Genomic DNA, 17,442 nt, shown 5'->3' on the forward strand with positions numbered 1-17,442 from the left:
TACGGAAGGGCCGTGCGCATCACAACGCCTAATCGCCGCCGGGGCGGCGCCCGGCGATCACTTCGCGGCCGGGTCGGCCTTGCCGCGGCTGTCCACGATTTCGTCGATCAGGCCCCAGGCCCTGGCATCTTCGGCGGACATGAAGTTATCGCGCTCCAGCGCGGCCTCGACCGTGGCGATGTCCTGGCCGGTGTGCTTGACGTAGATCTGGTTCAGCCGGTCCTTCAGCTTCTGCGTCTCGCGCGCATGGATCATGATGTCGGTGGCCTGGCCCTGATAGCCGCCCGAAGGCTGGTGCACCATCACGCGGGCATTGGGCAGGCTGAAGCGCATGCCCTTTTCGCCGGCCGTCAGCAGGAGCGAGCCCATCGACGCCGCCTGCCCCACCACCAGCGTCGAGACGCGCGGCTTGATGTACTGCATGGTGTCGTAGATCGACAGGCCCGAGGTGACGACGCCGCCGGGGCTGTTGATGTACATGCTGATTTCCTTGGTCGGGTTCTCCGCCTCCAGAAACAGCAGCTGCGCCACGATCAGGGTCGACATGCCGTCGTGCACCGGGCCGGACAGGAAGATGATGCGTTCCTTGAGCAGGCGCGAGAAGATGTCATAGGCCCGTTCGCCCCGGCTGGTCTGTTCGACCACCATCGGCACCAGGGTGTTCATGTAGAAGTCTGCCGGATCACGCATCTGTCTTGCCTGCCTTCGGATGTTTCGCTGATCTATGCCACCAGGTCCTTGCCAGAGTCTTAGTTTGGCGCCCGCCCCCCCGCAAGGGCCGGGGGGGAACTTTCCTGTGGCGCCCCCCGCGGCGGCATCCGGGCGCCGGCGGGGCCGCATTCCGCGTCAGCGCCGGCAAGCGGGGGCTCGATGCCCCCCGCGCCGGCAGCCCCCCTGCCCGCCCTGCCCGCTGGCCGCAGCCTACCTTTGCCCGCTTGCGCCCGGGCCTGCGCGGGCCTAGCAATGCGGCATGAGCCTTGCATCCTCCCCCCCCGCCTTCGACGACCGGCTGGCCCGGCGCAATGTCTGGGTGCTGGTCGCCGCGCAGGCGATCCTTGGCGCGCAGATGCCGATGATCTTCACCATCGCGGGGCTGGCGGGGCAGTCGCTGGCCTCGAACCCCTGCTGGGCGACCTTGCCGATTTCGGCCACGGTGATCGGCTCGATGCTGAGCGCCACGCCGCTGTCGGCGCTGATGCAGCGCCACGGGCGGCGGGCGGGGTTCGTCGCCGGGTCGGTGGGCGGCATGGTCGGGGCGGCGATCGGCGCCTGGGCGCTGACCATCGCCAGCTTTCCGCTGTTCGTGCTGGGGGCGCTGTTCACCGGCATCTACATGAGCGCGCAGGGCTTTTACCGCTTTGCCGCGGCCGATACCGCGTCCGAGGCGTTTCGGCCCAAGGCGATTTCCTGGGTGATGGCGGGGGGGCTTCTGTCGGCCATCCTCGGGCCGCAGCTGGTGAAGGTGACGGCCGATGCCTTCGTCTACCCCTTTCTCGGCACCTATCTGGCGGTGATCGGGCTGAACGCGGCCGGCATGTTCCTGTTCGCCGGGCTGAAGATCCCGCGCCCGGTGCCGCCGGCGCCCGGCGCCGATACCGGGCGCAGCCGGCTGGAACTGCTGAAGTCGCCGGCCATTGCGGTGGCGGTGATCTGTGCCACGGTGTCCTACGCGCTGATGAACCTGGTGATGACCTCGTCGCCGCTGGCGGTGGTGGGCTGCGGCTTCGACAAGGGCGACGCGGCCGATGTGGTGACGGCGCATGTGCTGGCGATGTATGCGCCGTCCTTCGTGACCGGGCACATCATCGCGCGGCTGGGGGCCGACAAGGTGGTGGCGATCGGGCTGGCGATTCTGGCGGCTTCGGGTGCGGTGGCGCTGTCGGGGGTGCAGCTGGAACAGTTCTTCCTGGCGCTGATCCTGCTGGGGGTGGGCTGGAACTTCGGCTTCATCGGGGCGACCACGATGCTGGCCAGGCTTTACACCCCGGCCGAGCGAGGGCGGATGCAGGGGCTGAACGACCTGATCGTGTTCGGCGGGGTGACGATGGCGTCGCTGTCCTCGGGCGGGTTGATGAACTGTTCGGGCGGCTCGCCCCAGGCGGGGTGGGAGCTGGTGAACCTGGCGATGGTGCCTTTCCTGATCTTGGCCGGGGCGGCGCTGATCTGGCTGATGGGGCGCGGCAAGGCGGCCTGAGCCGCCAGCGGCGCGCGGGGGGGGTGCGAAAAATCCGCCTGCGCCCTCTTGCACCGCCCGGCACCTTGGGCTAATCCACCGCCCACGGAGTGCGGGCGTAGCTCAGGGGTAGAGCATAACCTTGCCAAGGTTAGGGTCGTGAGTTCGAATCTCATCGCCCGCTCCAGAAAACCGAAACGGGCGCCCTTGCGGGCGCCCGTTCGCGTTTGCACCCCCCCCTTTCGATATCCGCCCGGCGCTTCGCCAGCATCCGGCGCCCCCGGCGGCATCGCCCGGCGCGGCGCGGGAAAATTCCCGTGCGCGCCCTCTTGCACCGGCCGGCACCTTGGGCTAACACCCGCGCCACGGAGTGCGGGCGTAGCTCAGGGGTAGAGCATAACCTTGCCAAGGTTAGGGTCGTGAGTTCGAATCTCATCGCCCGCTCCAGAAAACCGAAACGGGCGCCCTTGCGGGCGCCCGTTCGCATTTCCGCCCCCCGTTGCCGTTCAGCGCGGCGGGCGCTCGCCACGCTGCGGACCGCGGGCAAAGCTGCGTTCCAGCCGGTCGGCAAAGGCGCGGCGGGCCTCGGGGGTCATCGCGGCGATGTGGTCGCGCATCAATGCTTGCCCGAGGTCCAGCCGTTCCAGCATCCGGGCGCGCATGCGCGCCGCAACGGCATCGAGGGCGGCAGGGTCGAACGGCTCCGCCCGCAAGGCCGCCAGCAGCGCGGCGCGGTCGGCGCGGTCTTCGGCGCGGGCGCGGCGCAGGTCGAGGCCGCTCGCGTCGAAGCGCTGGCGCAAGGCGCGCAGGTCGCCGCGTTCCAGCCCGCCCGACCACAGGCCGAAGCCCAGGCTGCGGTCGGCGGCCGCAGGCGCCATGTGCCCCGGCCCCGCCATGCGCAGCGCTGCCCCCGCCAGAACCCCGACCACCAGCAGGTTGAGCGTGAGCGAGCCGATCAGCAACCAGCGGATGCGCCTCGGCAGGCGCGGCTTTTCCGCGGCCGGGGCAAGGGGGGCGGGGGGCGGCGTTTCGGTCATGGGTCAGCCTTCGGATGCGGGGTCGGCGGCAAGGATCCGGTCGAGAAGGTCCGGATCGCCGGGGTAAAGCTCCAGCGGGGTGTCGGCGGCCAGCGCGCCGAAGGGCAAGGCGGCCGGCTGGGCAAAGCCGATCCAGACCCCGGCGAGCCCTGCGGCCGCAAGCCCGGCCACCGCGCCGCGCCCGCCCAGGGCGGCAACCAGCACAGCGAGCCACCCCGGCGGTGCCGGCCGGGCAGAGGCGGCGGCCGGGGCGGAGGCCCGCGGGCGGCGCGGCATCGCCGCATCGGCATCGGCCAGCACCCGCGCCAGCAGCGCATCGGGCACCGGCTGCGGCGGCGCGGCGCGGGCAGCGGCGAACAGATCGTCCAGCAGGACGTCGGGGGCGGGGTCGCGCTTCGGTTCAGTCGTCATGGTCATACCCCAGGGCTTCGCGTTGCCCGGACAGCCGGGCGGCAAGCGCGCGTTTGCCGCGCGCGGTCAGGCTTTCCACAGCTTCGACGCCGATCCCCATGATCTCGGCGATCTCGGGGTTCGGCAGACCTTCCAGATGGCGCAGCACCACCGCCTGGCGCTGGCGGTCGGGCAAGGCGGCCAACGCGAGGTCCAGCGCCGCGGCGCGGTCGGCGGCCACCAGCGCCTGCACGGCGCTGGGGGCAGGATCTTCGGGGTCTGGCACGTCGTCGAGCCCCACCCCGCCGCGCCGGCGCCGCAGCCGGTCGGTGCACAGGTTGGCCACCACCCGCCACAGCCAGGTGGAGACCTGCGCCTCGCCGCTGCGCCAGCCGGGGGCCATGCGCCACAGCCGCAGCATGGCCTCCTGCGCCACGTCCTCGGCCTCGGCGGCATCGCCGAGGATGCGCCGGGCATAGGCCAGCGTGCGCGGCAGGAACCGGCGCGCCAGTTCGCGCGCCGCCGCCGCATCGCCGCCGGCATAGAGCGCCAGCAGCGCCGCGTCGGAGGCGCCCGCCATGCCCGAATCGAGCGCCATCATGGCGCCTTTGCCCGGTCGCGGGCCGGCGGGAATGGCAAGGATGGCAAGGATGGCATGGCCGGGATCACTGCCGGGGGCACCTTTGCAACAGCACCATCGCGCGAAGGCGGCAACCCGCAACGGGGCCGCCGCCGACGAAGCCTAGACCGCGGCCCGGGCCCCGACAAGCCGGGCCGGGCCGCGCGGGGCCGCAGGATCAGTTCCGCGGCTTGCCGTGGCCATCGCGGCGGCCTTCGCCGTGGCCGCGCCGGCCTTCCGGCATGCGTTCGGCCATGCGGTCGTATTCCGCCTTGCTGATCGCGCCGTCGCCGTCCTGGTCGAGGCGCGAGAACATCCGGTCGAGCCCGGCCTGGCGGCGCGGCGCGGCGGCATCGAGTTCGGCCGCCGTCAGCTTGCCGTCCTTGTCGGCATCGGCGCGCTCGAACATCCGCGCGGCCTTGGTTTCGGCACGGGCGGCGGCCTCGGCGGCGGCGTGGGCCTTCATTTCTTCCAGGGTCACGAGGCCGTCGCCGTCGGCATCCATCGCCTTCTGGCGGTCGGCCCGGCGGGCGTCGAGCTCGGCGCGGGTGATCTTGCCGTCGCCGTCTGTGTCGAGGGTGGCGAAATCGGGCATCATGGCGGCGGGGCGGCCGCCCATGCGGTCGTGTTCGCCCGGGCCGCGGGCCTGCACGGCACCGGCTGCCACGGCCAGCGCCAGCGCCGGGGCCACGGTCAGCATCAGAACGGTCTTGCGGGTCATGTCGCGTCTCCTTGGTTGCAGGCCTTTCGGCCGATCGACACCCCTTTCACGCCGCGGCGCGGGGTTTCCGTCGCGGGGCCGAACACGAAAGCGCGCGCCGGCAGGCCGCTTGCGGCGCAAGGTCGCGGGCGACCGGGGCGGCTTTCCCTTGCGCCCGAGACGTGGCAAGGTGCGGCTCTGCCCTGCCCCAACACGCAAAGCCGCCATGTCCGCCCCAGCCGCGATTCCCCCGACCCGGCCTGCCGATGCCTTGCCCGACGCCGAGGACCGCCCGCTGGCCCTGGCTATGTGGCGCGGCTGGCGGCGGCGCTGCCCGGCCTGCGGCGCGGGGCCGATGCTGCAAGGCTACCTCAAGGTGCGCGAGCATTGCCCGGTCTGCGACGAGGCGCTGCACCACCATCGCGCCGACGACGGGCCGGCCTACCTGACCATCGTGGTGGTGGGCAAGCTGCTGACGCCGCTGCTGTTCTGGGTGTTCGTGACCTATCGGCCCGACCCGCTGGTGATGGCAACGCTGTTCGTCACGCTGGCGGTGGCGCTTTCGCTCTACCTTCTGCCGCGGCTCAAGGGCATGCTGGTGGGCATCCAGTGGTCGCGGCGCATGCACGGATTCGGGCGCGACGCGGCCTGAGCCGGCAAGAGGCGCCCATGACGACAGATTCCCAGCCGATCCGCGATGCGGCCACGGTCATCCTGACCCGCGAGGGGCGCGAAGGCCCCGAGGTGCTGATGGGCCAGCGCGGCGCCTCGGCCGCGTTCATGCCCAACAAGTTCGTCTTTCCGGGTGGCGCGGTGGATGCCGGCGACCGCGCGGTGCCGCTGGCACGCCCGATGCCCGAAGCCTGCCGGCGCCGGCTGGCGGAAAACCCGCTGCCCGGGGCGCTGGAAGGGCTGACGCCCGAAACCCTGGCCGCGACCGCGATCCGCGAGTTGTGGGAGGAAACCGGCCTGCCGCTTGCGCGCCCCGGCACCTGGCCGGCGGCGCCGCAGCCCGACTGGGCGCCGATGGCCGCGCGCGGGCTGGTGCCCGATGCGGCGGCGCTGCGCTATGTCTTTCGTGCCATCACCCCGCCGGGGCGCAGCCGGCGGTTCGACGCGCGGTTCTTTCTGGCCGACGTGTCGGGCGTGCTGGGCGACCCCGACGACTTTTCCGGCGCGCAGGACGAGCTGGCGCATCTGCAGTGGATCCCGCTGCGCCGGGCGCGCGGGTTCGACCTGCCGTTCATCACCGAAGTGGTCATCGCCGAAATCCTCCGCCTGATCGAGCGCGGCGGCGACCCCGACAGCGTGCCGTTCTTCGACAACTCCGGCCCGGTGCCGATGTTCCGCCGGATCGTCTGACGCGCCCAGCGTCAGGGCGCGGCGCCCATTGCCACCACCACCTTGCCGGTGGACTTGCGGCTGCGCAGCAGCTCCAGCGCCTCGTCCGTGCGCTCCAGCGGCAGCACGTGGCTGACATGGGGGTGCAGGCGGCCGGCGGAATACATCGCCATCAGTTCCGCAAGACTGTCGCGCAACAGGCCCGGGCGAAAGGCCATGTAGCCGCCCCAGTAAAGGCCGATCACCGTCAGGTTCTTGACCAGCAGCAGGTTGGCCGGAATCTGCGGCACCCCGCCGCCGGCAAACCCCACCGGGATCAGCCGGCCTTCGGGCCGGGTGGCGCGCAAGGCCGCCATGAAGGTTTCGCCCCCCACCGCGTCATACACCACGTCCACCCCGCCCAGCGCCTTCAACGCGGCGCGCAGGTCGGGGGTGGTGTCGCTGTCGATCAGGTGATCGGCGCCGGCGGCCCGGGCCACCGCCAGCTTGTCGGCGCCGCGCGCCACGGCAATGACGCGCGCGCCCATCGCATGGCCGATTTCCACCGCCGTCAGCCCCACGCCGCCGGCCGCCCCCGTGACCAGCAGCGTTTCGCCCGGTTGCAGCCGCGCCCGGTGCTGCAAGGCCAGATGCGAGGTGCCATAGGCGATCATGAAGGCGGCCGCGGTTTCGAACGGCATGTCGGGCGGCAGCAGCACGCAACGGTCGGCCGGGAACACGCCCCATTCCGCCAGCCCGCCCTGCCCGGCAAAGACCGCCACCCGGTCGCCCGGCGCCAGCCCCTGCACGCCCGGCCCAGGCGCCTCGACCGTGCCGGCGACTTCCATCCCGAGGGTGAAGGGCGGCTCGGGCCGTTCCTGGTATTCGCCCTTCAGCATCAGAAGGTCGGCAAAGTTCAGCCCGCAGGCGGCAATGCGCAACCGCACCTCGCCCGGGCCGGGGTCGGGACGATCCACGGTTTCCAGGCCGGCGGCACCGCCGAAGGCGTGAACACGATAGGCGCGCATGGCGAGGCTCCTTTGCCAGAGGTCGGCGCCAACCTATACGGTTCGGCACAGGCTGGCCAGCACTTGCAGATTGCAACAATTTCGCATTTCAGAATATTTGCGAATTGCAACAATCGTTGCATATTGCCACGACCAGCGCAACCCAACGGCGCACCCATCCGACCCCGAGATCGACCGGAACGGGAAAATTCACCGTTCTGGATGAGTATTGGCCCACGAACATCACTTTTCTGACCGGTTTTGCTCGTTTGCTGATAAAGATGAACAAAAGATTTCAGCGGCCGTGAGCCTGGCACGGTTCTTGCTAAGAGACCCACAGGCACAAGGGAGAAAACCATGAAACATCCTGTGGACGCCCACGTCGGCAAGCGCATCCGCCACCGCCGGTGGATGGTCGGCATGACCCAGCAGCAACTGGCCGACCGGGTCGGGATCAAGTTCCAGCAGATCCAGAAATACGAAACCGGCATGAACCGGGTCAGCGCCTCGCGGCTTTACGACATCGCGCAGGAGATGGACGTGCCGGTCAGCTTCTTCTTCGAAGGGCTCGACAGCGCGGAAACCGCCAAGCCCGCGGGCGACCTGCTGGGCGACAAGGAGGCGCTGGAACTGGTGCGCGCCTATTACAGCATCCCCGAACAGCAGCGCCGCCGCCTGTTCGACCTGGCGCGGGTGCTGTCGGACAGCTCGGCCGCCTGACCGGCGCACGAAGGGCGCTTGACCGCCCTGCCCGGCCCGCGCTAGCGCGAGGGCCGGACGCAGGGAGGAAAGCGCCATGACCGCACGCACCCCGGCCACCGCAGCGGAGCTGTTCGCGGTGGCCGAAGATCTGGCCGATGCCGCCCGCGCGGCGATCCTGCCCTATTTCCGCACCGAGGGGCTGGGCGCCGAAAGCAAGGAAACCACCCGGTTCGATCCGGTGACCGAGGCCGACCGCGCGGCGGAAGACGCCATGAGGGCGATCCTGGCCGCGCGCCGCCCGCAGGATGCCATCCTGGGCGAGGAACGCGGCCGCCGCGAAGGCACCAGCGGGCTGACCTGGGTGCTGGACCCGATCGACGGCACCCGGGGCTTTCTGTCGGGCACGCCGACCTGGGGCGTGCTGATCGGGCTGACCGATGCGGCGGGCCCGGTTCTGGGGCTGATCGACCAGCCGCATATCGGCGAACGCTTTGCCGGCGGGCCGGGGCGGGCCGACCTGGCGGGGCCGCACGGCAGGCGGCCCTTGCGCACCCGCCCGGCGCGGCCGCTGGCCGAGGCGGTGGTCTTTACCACCTTTCCCGAGGTCGGCACGCCGGCGGAAGGTGCCGCCTTTCACCGGCTGGCCGCGCAGGCCCGGCTGGTGCGCTATGGCATGGATTGCTACGCTTACGGGCTGGTCGCCGCCGGCCAGGTGGACCTGGTGATCGAGGCGGGCCTGCAAGCCTACGATATCGTGGCGCCGATCGCGGTGATCGAGGCGGCCGGCGGCATCGTCACCGACTGGCGCGGCCGGCCGGCGCATCAGGGCGGCCGGGTGATTGCCGCGGCCAATGCCGGCATCCATGCCCAGGCGCTGGCGCTGCTGGCCGATGTGCCGGAATGACGACAGGGTTTTGACAGGTGCGTGAATTGCGGCAATAGTCGGCCTGCACCGACCGCACCGGAGGGGGGAGCCGACGGATGGGCAAGCACGTGCTGCTGATCGAGGACGAGCCGAATATCTCGGAGGCCATCCGCTTCATCCTGACGCGCGACGGCTTTCGGGTGTCGTGCCACGATCAGGGCGGCGACGCGCTGGAGGTGGTGCGCGCCGAACGGCCCGATGCGCTGATCCTCGATGCGATGCTGCCCGGCCGCACCGGCTACGACATCCTGCGCGATCTGCGCGCCGAGCCGGCCACGGCCGCGCTGCCGGTGCTGATGCTGACCGCCCGCGGCCAGGGGCGCGACCGCGAGCTGGCGGCGGCCGCCGGGGCCAGCGGCTTCATGGCCAAGCCGTTTTCCAACGCCGACGTGCTGGCCTCGGTCCGCGCGCTGCTGGGGCAGGCATGAAGCCGCCGCGCCAGCCGCTGTTCGTGGCGCCGGACACCTACCGGCTCCGGCGGCTGATGGATGCGGCGCGGATGCTGCCGGCGCTGGGGGTGGGGTTGATGGTGCTGCCGATGCTGTGGGCGCCCGACCCGGGCGGCACGCGCGCCACCTCGACCGACGGGATCTACCTGTTCGCGATCTGGGGCGGGCTGATCGCCGCAGCGGCGCTGCTGGCCCCGCGGCTGGTGCGCCCGCCGCCCGAGCCGCGCGACCTGCGCGACGAGGGCTAGGCCATGCCCTTCAACCTGCTGGTGCTGTCCTGCCTGGCCTATGTGGCCTTTCTGTTCGCGGTGGCCTTCGTGGTGGAACGGCGCGCGGCCGATGCGGCCTTGCCCTGGTTGCGTTCCCCGCTGGTCTACACGCTGTCGCTGTCGGTCTACTGCACGGCCTGGACGTTCTACGGCGCCGTCGGCTATGCGGCGCGGTCGGGGCTGGAGTTCCTGACGATCTACCTTGGCCCCACGCTGGTCTTCGTGGGGTGGTGGGTGATCCTGCGCAAGCTGGTGCGCATTGCCAAGACCCAGCGCGTTACCTCGATCGCCGACCTGATTTCCAGCCGCTATGGCAAGTCCAACGCGCTGGGCGTGGCGGTGACGCTGATCTGCGTGACGGCCGCGACCCCCTATATCGCCTTGCAGCTGCAATCGGTGGCGCTGTCGTTTTCGGTGTTCGCCTCGGACACGCCGACCGGCTGGCACCTGCCCGACCGCGACACCACCGCGCTGTGGGTGGCGGCGGGGCTGGCGGTGTTCACCATCCTGTTCGGCACGCGCAACCTCGATGCCAACGAACAGCACCACGGCGTGGTGATCGCCATCGCGGTGGAGGCGGTGGTCAAGCTGGTGGCCTTGCTGGCGGTGGGCATCTTCGTGGTCTGGGTGGTGGCCGACGGCCCGGCCGACATCAAGGCACGGATCGACGCTTCGGCGCTGTCGGGGTGGCACCTGCAACCCGACCGCTGGGCGGGGCTGATCTTCCTGTCGGCGGCGGCGGTGCTGACCTTGCCGCGGATGTTCCAGGTGCTGGTGGTGGAAAACGCCGACGAACGCCACCTGGCCACCGCCAGCTGGGCCTTTCCGCTGTATCTGGCGCTGATGAGCCTGTTCGTGGTGCCGATCGCGGTGGTGGGGTTGCAGGTGCTGCCGCCCGGATCGAACCCGGACCTGTTCGTGCTGACGCTGCCTTTGGCGCTGGATCGGGGCGGGTTGGCGATGCTGGCCTTTCTGGGCGGGTTTTCCTCGGCCACGTCGATGGTCATCGTGGCGGCCATCGCGCTGGCAACGATGGTGTCCAACCACATCGTCATGCCGGTGATCCTGGCCTTCGGGCGCAAGGGCACCGAGGCGGGCGACCTGCGCCGGGTGGTGCTGCTGGCGCGGCGGCTGTCGATCGCGGCGGTGCTGGGGCTGGGCTATGCCTATTATGCGCTGTCGGGCGGGTCGGGCGCGCTGGCCGCCATCGGGCTGATCGCCTTTGTCGGGGTGGCGCAGATCCTGCCGGCGATGCTGGGGGGGCTATTCTGGCGCGGCGCCACCCGGACCGGCGCGCTGCTGGGGCTTGGCACCGGGTTCGTGCTGTGGGTCTATACGCTGTATCTGCCGTCGTTCGGTGCAGGAGCGGTGCTTTCGGTGCGCACCTTTGCCGAAGGCCCCTTCGGCATCGCCTGGCTGCGCCCGCAGGCGCTGTTCGGGGTGGGCGGGATGGACCCGCTGATCCATGCGATGTTCTGGTCGCTGGCGCTGAACACGCTGATGTTCTGCGCCGGGTCGCTGTTGACCTTTCCCACCCCGCTGGAACGGTTGCAGGGGGCGCAGTTCGTCAATGTCTTCGACCACAGCGGCCCGGCCTCGGGCTGGGCGCGCGGACGGGCCGAGGCCGAGGCTCTGCTGGTGATGGCGCAGCGCATTCTGGGCGAGGATGTGGCGCTGGCGTTCTTTCAGCAAGAGGCAGCCGCGCAAGGCAAGCAAGGCTATCTGCCCGACATCACCCCCGGCTTCATGAACGCGCTGGAACGGCGGCTGTCGGGCTCGATCGGGGCGGCGGCAGCCCATGCCATGCTGGCGCAGATCGCCGGCGGCGCGTCGGTCTCGGTCGAGGATCTGATGGCGGTGGCCAACGAAACCGCGCAGATGATGGAGTATTCCGCCCGGCTGGAGGCGCAGCAGGCCGAGCTGACGCGCACCGCGCGCCAGTTGCGCGAGGCGAACGAGAAGCTGACGAAGCTGAGCGTGCAGAAGGACGCCTTCCTGTCGCAGATCAGCCACGAGCTGCGCACCCCGATGACCTCGATCCGGGCGTTTTCCGAGATCATGATGGACGACGAGATGCCGCCCGAACTGGCCGCGCGCTATGCGCGGATCATCCACGAGGAGGCGATCCGCCTGACGCGGTTGCTGGATGATCTGCTGGATCTGTCGGTGCTGGAAAACGGCACCGTGCAGCTGGCGATCAAGGAGGCCTCGCTGCGCGACACGCTGGACCGGGCCTTGCAGGCGGCCGGCTCCACGCGGCCCGAGCGCGATTTCGCGGTGCAGCGCGATGCCCCGGCCGAGGAGGTGACGGTGGTTTCCGACACCGACCGGCTGACGCAGGTGTTCATCAACGTGATCTCGAATGCCCGCAAGTATTGCGATGCCGAAACCCCGGTGCTGCGCATCGCTGTGCGCCGGCGCGGCGGGCGGGTGCAGGTGGATTTCATCGACAACGGCAGCGGCATTCCGGCCGAATCGCAGGCGCTGATCTTCGAGAAATTCGCCAGGCTGACCGATTCCAGCCATGCGGGCGGGGCGGGGCTGGGGTTGGCGATCTGCCGCGAGATCATGCATAACCTCGGCGGCGACATCAGCTATCTGCCCGGGCAAGGCGGCGCGGCGTTCCGGGTCAGCTTTCCGCAGGTGCTGGTGCTGCCGCAACAGGGGGCGGCTTAACGGGTTGCTAACGCCTTGCTGCAAGGATGCCGTAACGGCACAAGAGGGCGGCATGGCGGATCAGGGCGGGGTTCTCAGGCGCAAGGTGGTGGCCGCGCGGCCACCGGAAACCGGCACGGATACGGGCGCGCGGGCCTGGCGCGTGGCCTTTGCCCGCGCGGCGCGCGATTGCATCGGGCTCGACCTGGCCGTGCCGGTGCTGCGCGACGACCGGCGGTCGCTGGGCGAATTGCTGGAGCTGCTGCCCGAACGCGCCTTGCTGGCGGTGCTGGAAGGCCCGGGGCAAGGGCTGGGCCTGCTGGCCCTGTCGCCCGAAGTGCTGGCCGCGGTGATCGAAACCCAGACCATCGGCCGCGTCGCGGCCACGCCGCCGGTGCCGCGCCGGCCCACGCGCACCGATGCCGCCATGTCGGCCCGGCTGATCGATGCGGCGCTGGCGGGGCTGGAATCGGCGCTGGCCTGTTCGCCCGACCTGACCTGGACGGCGGGTTTCCGCTATGCCTCGTTCCTCGACGAACCGCGCCCGCTGGGCCTGTTGCTGGACGATGTGCCCTATCGGCTCCTGTCGTGCGAGCTCGACATCGCCGGCGGGGTGCGGCAAGGCCGGGTTCTGCTGGCCTTGCCGGCCGAAGGGCGCGGGCCGAAACCCGCGCCGCCGCCTCCCGCCGACGAAACCGAGGCGACGGCACAAGCCTGGCAGGCCGCGCTGAACGGTGCGGTGCTGGGGGCCGAGGTGGTGCTGGATGCCGTGGTCGGCCGCATCCGCGTGCCGCTGGCGCAGGCGATGGCGCTGGAACCGGGAATGCTGCTGCCGCTGGGCGATGCGCGGATCGATGGCGTGGCGCTGGTCAGCCCCGGCAGCGGCCGGATCGCTACCGGAAAGCTCGGCCTGCACAAGGGCATGCGCGCGCTGAAGCTGCGCCGGATTCAAGGCGAGCCGCTGCCGGAGCCGGTGGCCGACCGCCCGCCCATGCCGGCCCGCACCGCACCGAACGCGGGCGCAGCCGCCGCCCCCCCGCCGCAAGCCGCCCCGCCCCCGCTGGCCCGCAGCGCCTGACCCACGCTTTCGGGCGCGCCGCAAGCCCCGGCGCCGGGCGACCGCCTGCACCGCCCGGGCAAAACCGGGAGGCCGGGTCTGTGGTGCACCGCACCACCCCTCCCGACGTGCCCGAAACGGGAGGAGGGGGCGCCTTGCCGCACCGCCGGCAAGGCGCGTTCGTTGAGCCGTCAAGGCACTTCGAAAGCCCCCACAGGAGGCCTGGCGCCGCAGCGCCCCGCCAGGGCGAAGGGGGGCTTTCCGGTGCTCGGGCCCCGCGGCCGCCCGCACCGCCGACAGTATCACGGCGATTGCCGCAGGCCCGACACCTCGGCACCGTTCCGCGGCAGCGCCGCCAAGCGGGGGCTCGATGCCCCCCGCGGCGGCACCCCCGTTTCAGCCGCGCGCTGCCCAGGCGCGCACGGCATCGCCGAAAGCCGCGAACAGCGGCCGCGACACCGGATCGGTCGCGGCGCGGTATTCGGGGTGCCACTGCACCGACAGGGTGAACCCTGGGGCATCGGCCACGCGGATCGCCTCGGGCGTGCCGTCGGGGGCGGTGCCTTCGATCACGATTCGCGCGCCGGGCCGGGCGATGCCTTGCCCGTGCAGAGAATTGGTCATCACCTCCTCGGCGCCGAGCACCTGCGCAAAAACGCCACCGGGCACCAGCCGCACCGGATGGCGCAGCGCGAACTTCTCGTCCAGCGTGCCGTCGGGGGGCATGCGGTGGTTCATCCGGCCGGGCAGATCGCGGATTTCCGGGTGCAGGCTGCCGCCCATGGCCACGTTCACCTCCTGAAATCCGCGGCAGACCCCCAGAAAGGGTTGGCCGCGTTCGACACAGGCGCGGATCAGCGGCAAGGTGATGGCATCGCGGCAACGGTCGAATTCGCCGTGAGCGGGGGTTTCATCCTCGCCATATTCGCTGGGGTGCACGTTGGGGCGCCCGCCGGTCAGCAGAAAGCCGTCGCAAACCGCCAGCAGCTCGGCCACCGACACCAGCCGCGGATCGGAGGGGATTACCAGCGGCAGGCACCCGGCCACCTCGGCCACCGCTTCCGAGTTCATCAGCCCGGTGGCATGCACATGATAGCTGTCGTTGATGACGTTGTGGTTGCCGATGATGCCGACCACGGGCCGGCGGGCAGGTCTTGTCATGGGATCCCTCGCGCGTGCCGGGGCATGATAGGCCGGGACCGCGGCAGGGTGAAGGGGCGAGGCTGCGCGGTGGCGCGCAGACCCGGCCCCCCCCCGCTTGCACAAAGGCGCGGGGGCTCAGGGCTCGGCGATGAAGCCGGCTGCCTCGATCCCGGCCACGGCGGCCAGCGCATCGTTGTCGGAGGTGTCGCCGGTCACGCCGACCGCACCCAGCACATTGCCCTTGGCATCGCGCACCAGCACGCCGCCCTTGACGGGCACGAACTTGCCGCCGAAGGCGCCGTTCATCGCCTGGACGAAATAGGCCTGCTGTTCGGCCCGGGCATGGATGGCGCTGCCGCCAAGGCCCAGCATCACGCAGCCATGCGCCTTGCCGCGCGCCACCTCGAAGCGGCCGGGGCTGGCGCCATCGGCGCGCTCGAAGGCGATGGGGTGGCCGCCGGCATCCAGCACCACCACCGACAGCGGTTTCATGCCGGCCTCGGCCCCTTTGGCGAGCGTCGCCTTCAGGATGGTGCGGGCCTTGCGCAAGGTTATCATGGTGTCCTCCCTTCAGGCGGCCTTGGCGCGCAGGCGCCAGGCGTGCAGCAGCGGTTCGGTATAGCCCGAAGGCTGTTCGGCCCCCTTCAGAACGAGGTCGCAGGCGGCGCGAAAGGCCGGCCCGTCGAAGCCCGGGGCCATCGGGCGATAGGCAGGGTCGCCGGCGTTCTGGCGGTCCACCACCTCGGCCATGCGGCGCATCACGTCCATCACCTGCGCCTCGGTCACCACGCCGTGGTGCAGCCAGTTGGCGATATGCTGGGCCGAGATGCGGCAAGTGGCACGGTCTTCCATCAGGCCGACGTTGTTGAGGTCGGGCACCTTGGAACAGCCCACGCCCTGATCCACCCAGCGCACGACGTAGCCGAGGATGCCTTGCGCGTTGTTTTCCACCTCGCGCAGGATCTGCGCCTCGGTCCACTTGCGATAGGTGGCCTGCGGAATCTCCAGCAGCGCATCCACATAGGCCCGCCGCCCGCCCTTGGCCAGGCGGCGCTGCACCGCCTTCACGTCGATCTTGTGATAGTGCAGCGCGTGCAGCGTGGCGGCGGTGGGGCTGGGCACCCAGGCGCAGTTGGCGCCGGACTTCGGATGCTCGATCTTCTGTTCCAGCATGGCGGCCATCAGGTCGGGCATGGCCCACATGCCCTTGCCGATCTGGGCCCGGCCCATCAGCCCGCATTCGAGGCCGATATCGACGTTCTGGTTTTCGTAGGCGGTGATCCAGGCCTTGCGCTTGATGAAATCCTTGCGGCTGAAGGGTCCGGCCTCCATGCTGGTGTGGATTTCGTCGCCGGTGCGGTCGAGGAAGCCGGTGTTGATGAAGGCCACCCGGTGGCGCGCGGCGCGGATGCATTCCTTGAGGTTGACGGAGGTCCGCCGCTCCTCGTCCATCACGCCCAGCTTGACGGTGTATTGCGGCAGGCCCAGCACTTGTTCGACGCGGGTGAAGATTTCGTCGGCAAAGGCCACTTCTTCCGGCCCGTGCATCTTGGGCTTGACCACATAGACCGAACCCTTGACCGAATTGCGCATCCCTTCGGTCTTTTTCAGGTCGTGCATGGCGATCAGCACGGTGACCATCGCGTCCATCAGCCCTTCGGGGATCTCGCTGCCGTCGGGCAGCAGGATCGCCGGGTTGGTCATCAGGTGGCCGACGTTGCGCACCCACAAGAGCGCACGCCCCTTGAGCGTCAGCGCCGAACCGTCGGGCGCGGTGATCGCCACGTCGGGGTTCAGCCGGCGGGTAAAGCTGCGCCCGCCCTTGGCCACCTCCTCGGTCAGGTCGCCTTTCATCAGGCCCAGCCAGTTGGAATAGGCCAGCACCTTGTCCTCGGCATCCACACAGGCCACCGAATCCTCGCAATCCATGATCGCGGTCAGCGCCGATTCCAGCCGCACATCGGCCAGCAGCGCCTGGTCGCGCGCGCCGATCGGGTGGGCACGGTCGAACACCAGTTCGACATGCAGCCCGTTGTTGCGCAGGAACACCGAATCCGGCGCCTTGGGGTTGCCCTTGTAGCCGACGAACTTTTCGGGCTGCATCAGCGGCATGTCGTCGATCAGCAGCGCGCCGTTCTGCACGTGGTAACGGCGCACGTCGGCATGGCTGGCGCCCTGGATCGGGAAGGTTTCATCGAGGAACACGCGGGCGCGGGCCACCACCCGGGCGCCGTGGCCGCGGTCGTAGCCGCCGGGCGGCGGCAGCGTGCCCATCGCGTCGGTGCCATAGAGGCAATCGTAAAGGCTGCCCCAGCGAGCGTTGGCGGCGTTCAGCGCATAGCGGGCGTTGGTGATCGGCACCACCAGCTGCGGGCCGGGGATATCGGCGATTTCCGGGTCGACATTGGCGGTGTCGATCTGAAAGTCAGGGCCTTCGGGCAGCAGATAGCCGATGTCCTCCAGGAACGCCTTGTAGGCGTAGTGGTCGTGCGGCTGGTTGCGGCGCGCCTTGTGCCAGGCGTCGATCTGCGCCTGCAGCGCGTCGCGCTTGGCCAGCAACGCGCGGTTGCGAGGCGCGAGGTCGGCCACAAGGGCGGCAAAGCCCGACCAGAAGGCATCGGGCGCAATGCCGGTGCCCGGCAAGGCGCGATCCTCGACAAAGGCGGCAAGCCGCGCATCCACCTGCAACCCGTGCTTATCGATCCGGCTCAAGGCGTCCTCCCTCGCACAGCGGCACTGCGCCGCATACGACGGTATGCCATAGGGAAAAAGTTTCCGATAGGCAACAGCGCGGTCAGATGAACTGACCAATTTCGCCAAGAAACAGCTTTCAGCAGGTCAGCGCAATGCGGGTTTGCCCTGGGTGCGGCAGCGGTCGGAGCAGTATTTCACCGTCTCCCAGTCGCGGGCCCATTTCTTGCGCCAGGCAAAGGGCTTGCCGCAGCAGGCGCAGGTCTTTTGCGGCAGGTGCTGCTTCTTGACCCCGCGCGGCATGG

19 protein-coding genes and 2 tRNA genes are annotated in these 17,442 nt (G+C 70.3%); 11 read left to right on the plus strand and 10 right to left on the minus strand.

All coding sequences use genetic code 11. The features are described 5' to 3' along the window. Nucleotides 1–57: 57 nt before the first annotated feature. Nucleotides 58–690: an ATP-dependent Clp protease proteolytic subunit gene (locus ACK4S2_RS04465; RefSeq protein ID WP_409620732.1), complete on the minus strand. Its 633-nt coding sequence runs from the start codon at nt 688–690 to the stop codon at nt 58–60. Between the two features lie 280 nt (nt 691–970). Between ACK4S2_RS04465 and ACK4S2_RS04470 the strand changes: the two genes are divergently transcribed. From ACK4S2_RS04470 to ACK4S2_RS04480, 3 genes are all read left to right on the plus strand, one after another. Further along, complete coding sequence (locus ACK4S2_RS04470) at nt 971–2,194, plus strand: MFS transporter (RefSeq protein ID WP_409620734.1); 1,224 nt, start codon at nt 971–973, stop codon at nt 2,192–2,194. Nucleotides 2,195–2,285: 91 nt separating this feature from the next. Next, nucleotides 2,286–2,360: transfer RNA gene (locus ACK4S2_RS04475), tRNA-Gly, on the plus strand. Nucleotides 2,361–2,545: 185 nt separating this feature from the next. Then, a tRNA-Gly gene (locus ACK4S2_RS04480) sits at nt 2,546–2,620 on the plus strand. Between the two features lie 59 nt (nt 2,621–2,679). Here the strand turns inward: ACK4S2_RS04480 and ACK4S2_RS04485 are convergent. The 4 genes from ACK4S2_RS04485 to ACK4S2_RS04500 all read right to left on the minus strand — a co-directional run bounded on the left by ACK4S2_RS04485 (nt 2,680) and on the right by ACK4S2_RS04500 (nt 4,940). Continuing rightward, on the minus strand, nt 2,680–3,210 hold the full coding sequence (locus tag ACK4S2_RS04485; RefSeq protein ID WP_409620736.1) for a periplasmic heavy metal sensor: 531 nt from the start codon (nt 3,208–3,210) through the stop codon (nt 2,680–2,682). A gap of 3 nt (nt 3,211–3,213) precedes the next feature. After that, the gene (locus tag ACK4S2_RS04490; RefSeq protein ID WP_409620738.1) at nt 3,214–3,621 is read right to left on the minus strand and encodes a dihydroorotate dehydrogenase; all 408 of its coding nucleotides are present in this window, start codon (nt 3,619–3,621) and stop codon (nt 3,214–3,216) included. Beyond that, the gene (locus ACK4S2_RS04495; protein WP_409620851.1) at nt 3,611–4,198 is read right to left on the minus strand and encodes an RNA polymerase sigma factor; all 588 of its coding nucleotides are present in this window, start codon (nt 4,196–4,198) and stop codon (nt 3,611–3,613) included. Before ACK4S2_RS04495 ends, ACK4S2_RS04490 begins: the two co-directional genes overlap by 11 nt. Before the next feature lie 199 nt (nt 4,199–4,397). Beyond that, a complete protein-coding gene (locus ACK4S2_RS04500) occupies nt 4,398–4,940 on the minus strand; it encodes an EF-hand domain-containing protein (RefSeq protein WP_409620740.1) in 543 nt (180 codons plus the stop codon). Between the two features lie 205 nt (nt 4,941–5,145). Here ACK4S2_RS04500 and ACK4S2_RS04505 point away from each other — a divergent pair, with 205 nt between their 5' ends. Beyond that, nucleotides 5,146–5,571, plus strand: a complete 426-nt coding sequence (locus tag ACK4S2_RS04505; protein WP_409620742.1) for a DUF983 domain-containing protein — start codon at nt 5,146–5,148, stop codon at nt 5,569–5,571. A 17-nt stretch (nt 5,572–5,588) separates the two neighbouring features. After that, a complete protein-coding gene (locus ACK4S2_RS04510) occupies nt 5,589–6,281 on the plus strand; it encodes an NUDIX hydrolase (RefSeq protein ID WP_409620744.1) in 693 nt (230 codons plus the stop codon). Nucleotides 6,282–6,292: 11 nt separating this feature from the next. Here ACK4S2_RS04510 and ACK4S2_RS04515 read toward each other — a convergent pair whose 3' ends face one another. Continuing rightward, the gene (locus ACK4S2_RS04515) at nt 6,293–7,267 is read right to left on the minus strand and encodes an NADPH:quinone oxidoreductase family protein (protein WP_409620746.1); all 975 of its coding nucleotides are present in this window, start codon (nt 7,265–7,267) and stop codon (nt 6,293–6,295) included. A gap of 336 nt (nt 7,268–7,603) precedes the next feature. Between ACK4S2_RS04515 and ACK4S2_RS04520 the strand changes: the two genes are divergently transcribed. The 6 genes from ACK4S2_RS04520 to ACK4S2_RS04545 all read left to right on the plus strand — a co-directional run bounded on the left by ACK4S2_RS04520 (nt 7,604) and on the right by ACK4S2_RS04545 (nt 13,324). Beyond that, the gene (locus tag ACK4S2_RS04520; protein ID WP_409620748.1) at nt 7,604–7,966 is read left to right on the plus strand and encodes a helix-turn-helix domain-containing protein; all 363 of its coding nucleotides are present in this window, start codon (nt 7,604–7,606) and stop codon (nt 7,964–7,966) included. A gap of 76 nt (nt 7,967–8,042) precedes the next feature. Continuing rightward, nucleotides 8,043–8,852, plus strand: coding sequence for a histidinol-phosphatase (hisN, locus tag ACK4S2_RS04525; RefSeq protein WP_409620750.1), 810 nt, complete (start codon nt 8,043–8,045; stop codon nt 8,850–8,852). A 77-nt stretch (nt 8,853–8,929) separates the two neighbouring features. Next, nucleotides 8,930–9,301 carry a response regulator transcription factor gene (locus ACK4S2_RS04530; protein ID WP_409620752.1) on the plus strand — a complete coding sequence of 124 codons (372 nt, stop codon included), beginning with the start codon at nt 8,930–8,932 and terminating at the stop codon, nt 9,299–9,301. Continuing rightward, a complete protein-coding gene (locus tag ACK4S2_RS04535) occupies nt 9,298–9,570 on the plus strand; it encodes a hypothetical protein (RefSeq protein ID WP_409620754.1) in 273 nt (90 codons plus the stop codon). Before ACK4S2_RS04530 ends, ACK4S2_RS04535 begins: the two co-directional genes overlap by 4 nt. A gap of 3 nt (nt 9,571–9,573) precedes the next feature. Then, complete coding sequence (locus tag ACK4S2_RS04540; protein ID WP_409620756.1) at nt 9,574–12,267, plus strand: ATP-binding protein; 2,694 nt, start codon at nt 9,574–9,576, stop codon at nt 12,265–12,267. A 52-nt stretch (nt 12,268–12,319) separates the two neighbouring features. Next, nucleotides 12,320–13,324: a FliM/FliN family flagellar motor switch protein gene (locus ACK4S2_RS04545; RefSeq protein ID WP_409620758.1), complete on the plus strand. Its 1,005-nt coding sequence runs from the start codon at nt 12,320–12,322 to the stop codon at nt 13,322–13,324. 375 nt (nt 13,325–13,699) lie between these two features. Here the strand turns inward: ACK4S2_RS04545 and ACK4S2_RS04550 are convergent, their stop codons facing one another. From ACK4S2_RS04550 to ACK4S2_RS04565, 4 genes are all read right to left on the minus strand, one after another. Continuing rightward, on the minus strand, nt 13,700–14,464 hold the full coding sequence (locus ACK4S2_RS04550) for a gamma-glutamyl-gamma-aminobutyrate hydrolase family protein (RefSeq protein ID WP_409620760.1): 765 nt from the start codon (nt 14,462–14,464) through the stop codon (nt 13,700–13,702). Between the two features lie 117 nt (nt 14,465–14,581). Further along, on the minus strand, nt 14,582–15,004 hold the full coding sequence (locus tag ACK4S2_RS04555; protein WP_409620762.1) for a GlcG/HbpS family heme-binding protein: 423 nt from the start codon (nt 15,002–15,004) through the stop codon (nt 14,582–14,584). A 12-nt stretch (nt 15,005–15,016) separates the two neighbouring features. Beyond that, nucleotides 15,017–17,158, minus strand: coding sequence for a malate synthase G (locus tag ACK4S2_RS04560; RefSeq protein ID WP_409620764.1), 2,142 nt, complete (start codon nt 17,156–17,158; stop codon nt 15,017–15,019). 126 nt (nt 17,159–17,284) lie between these two features. After that, a complete protein-coding gene (locus ACK4S2_RS04565; protein ID WP_409620766.1) occupies nt 17,285–17,440 on the minus strand; it encodes a DUF2256 domain-containing protein in 156 nt (51 codons plus the stop codon). Between the last annotated feature and the right edge of the window lie 2 nt (nt 17,441–17,442).

It is taken from the genome of Gemmobacter sp. (genome assembly GCF_046292685.1).
GTDB lineage: Bacteria > Pseudomonadota > Alphaproteobacteria > Rhodobacterales > Rhodobacteraceae > Wagnerdoeblera.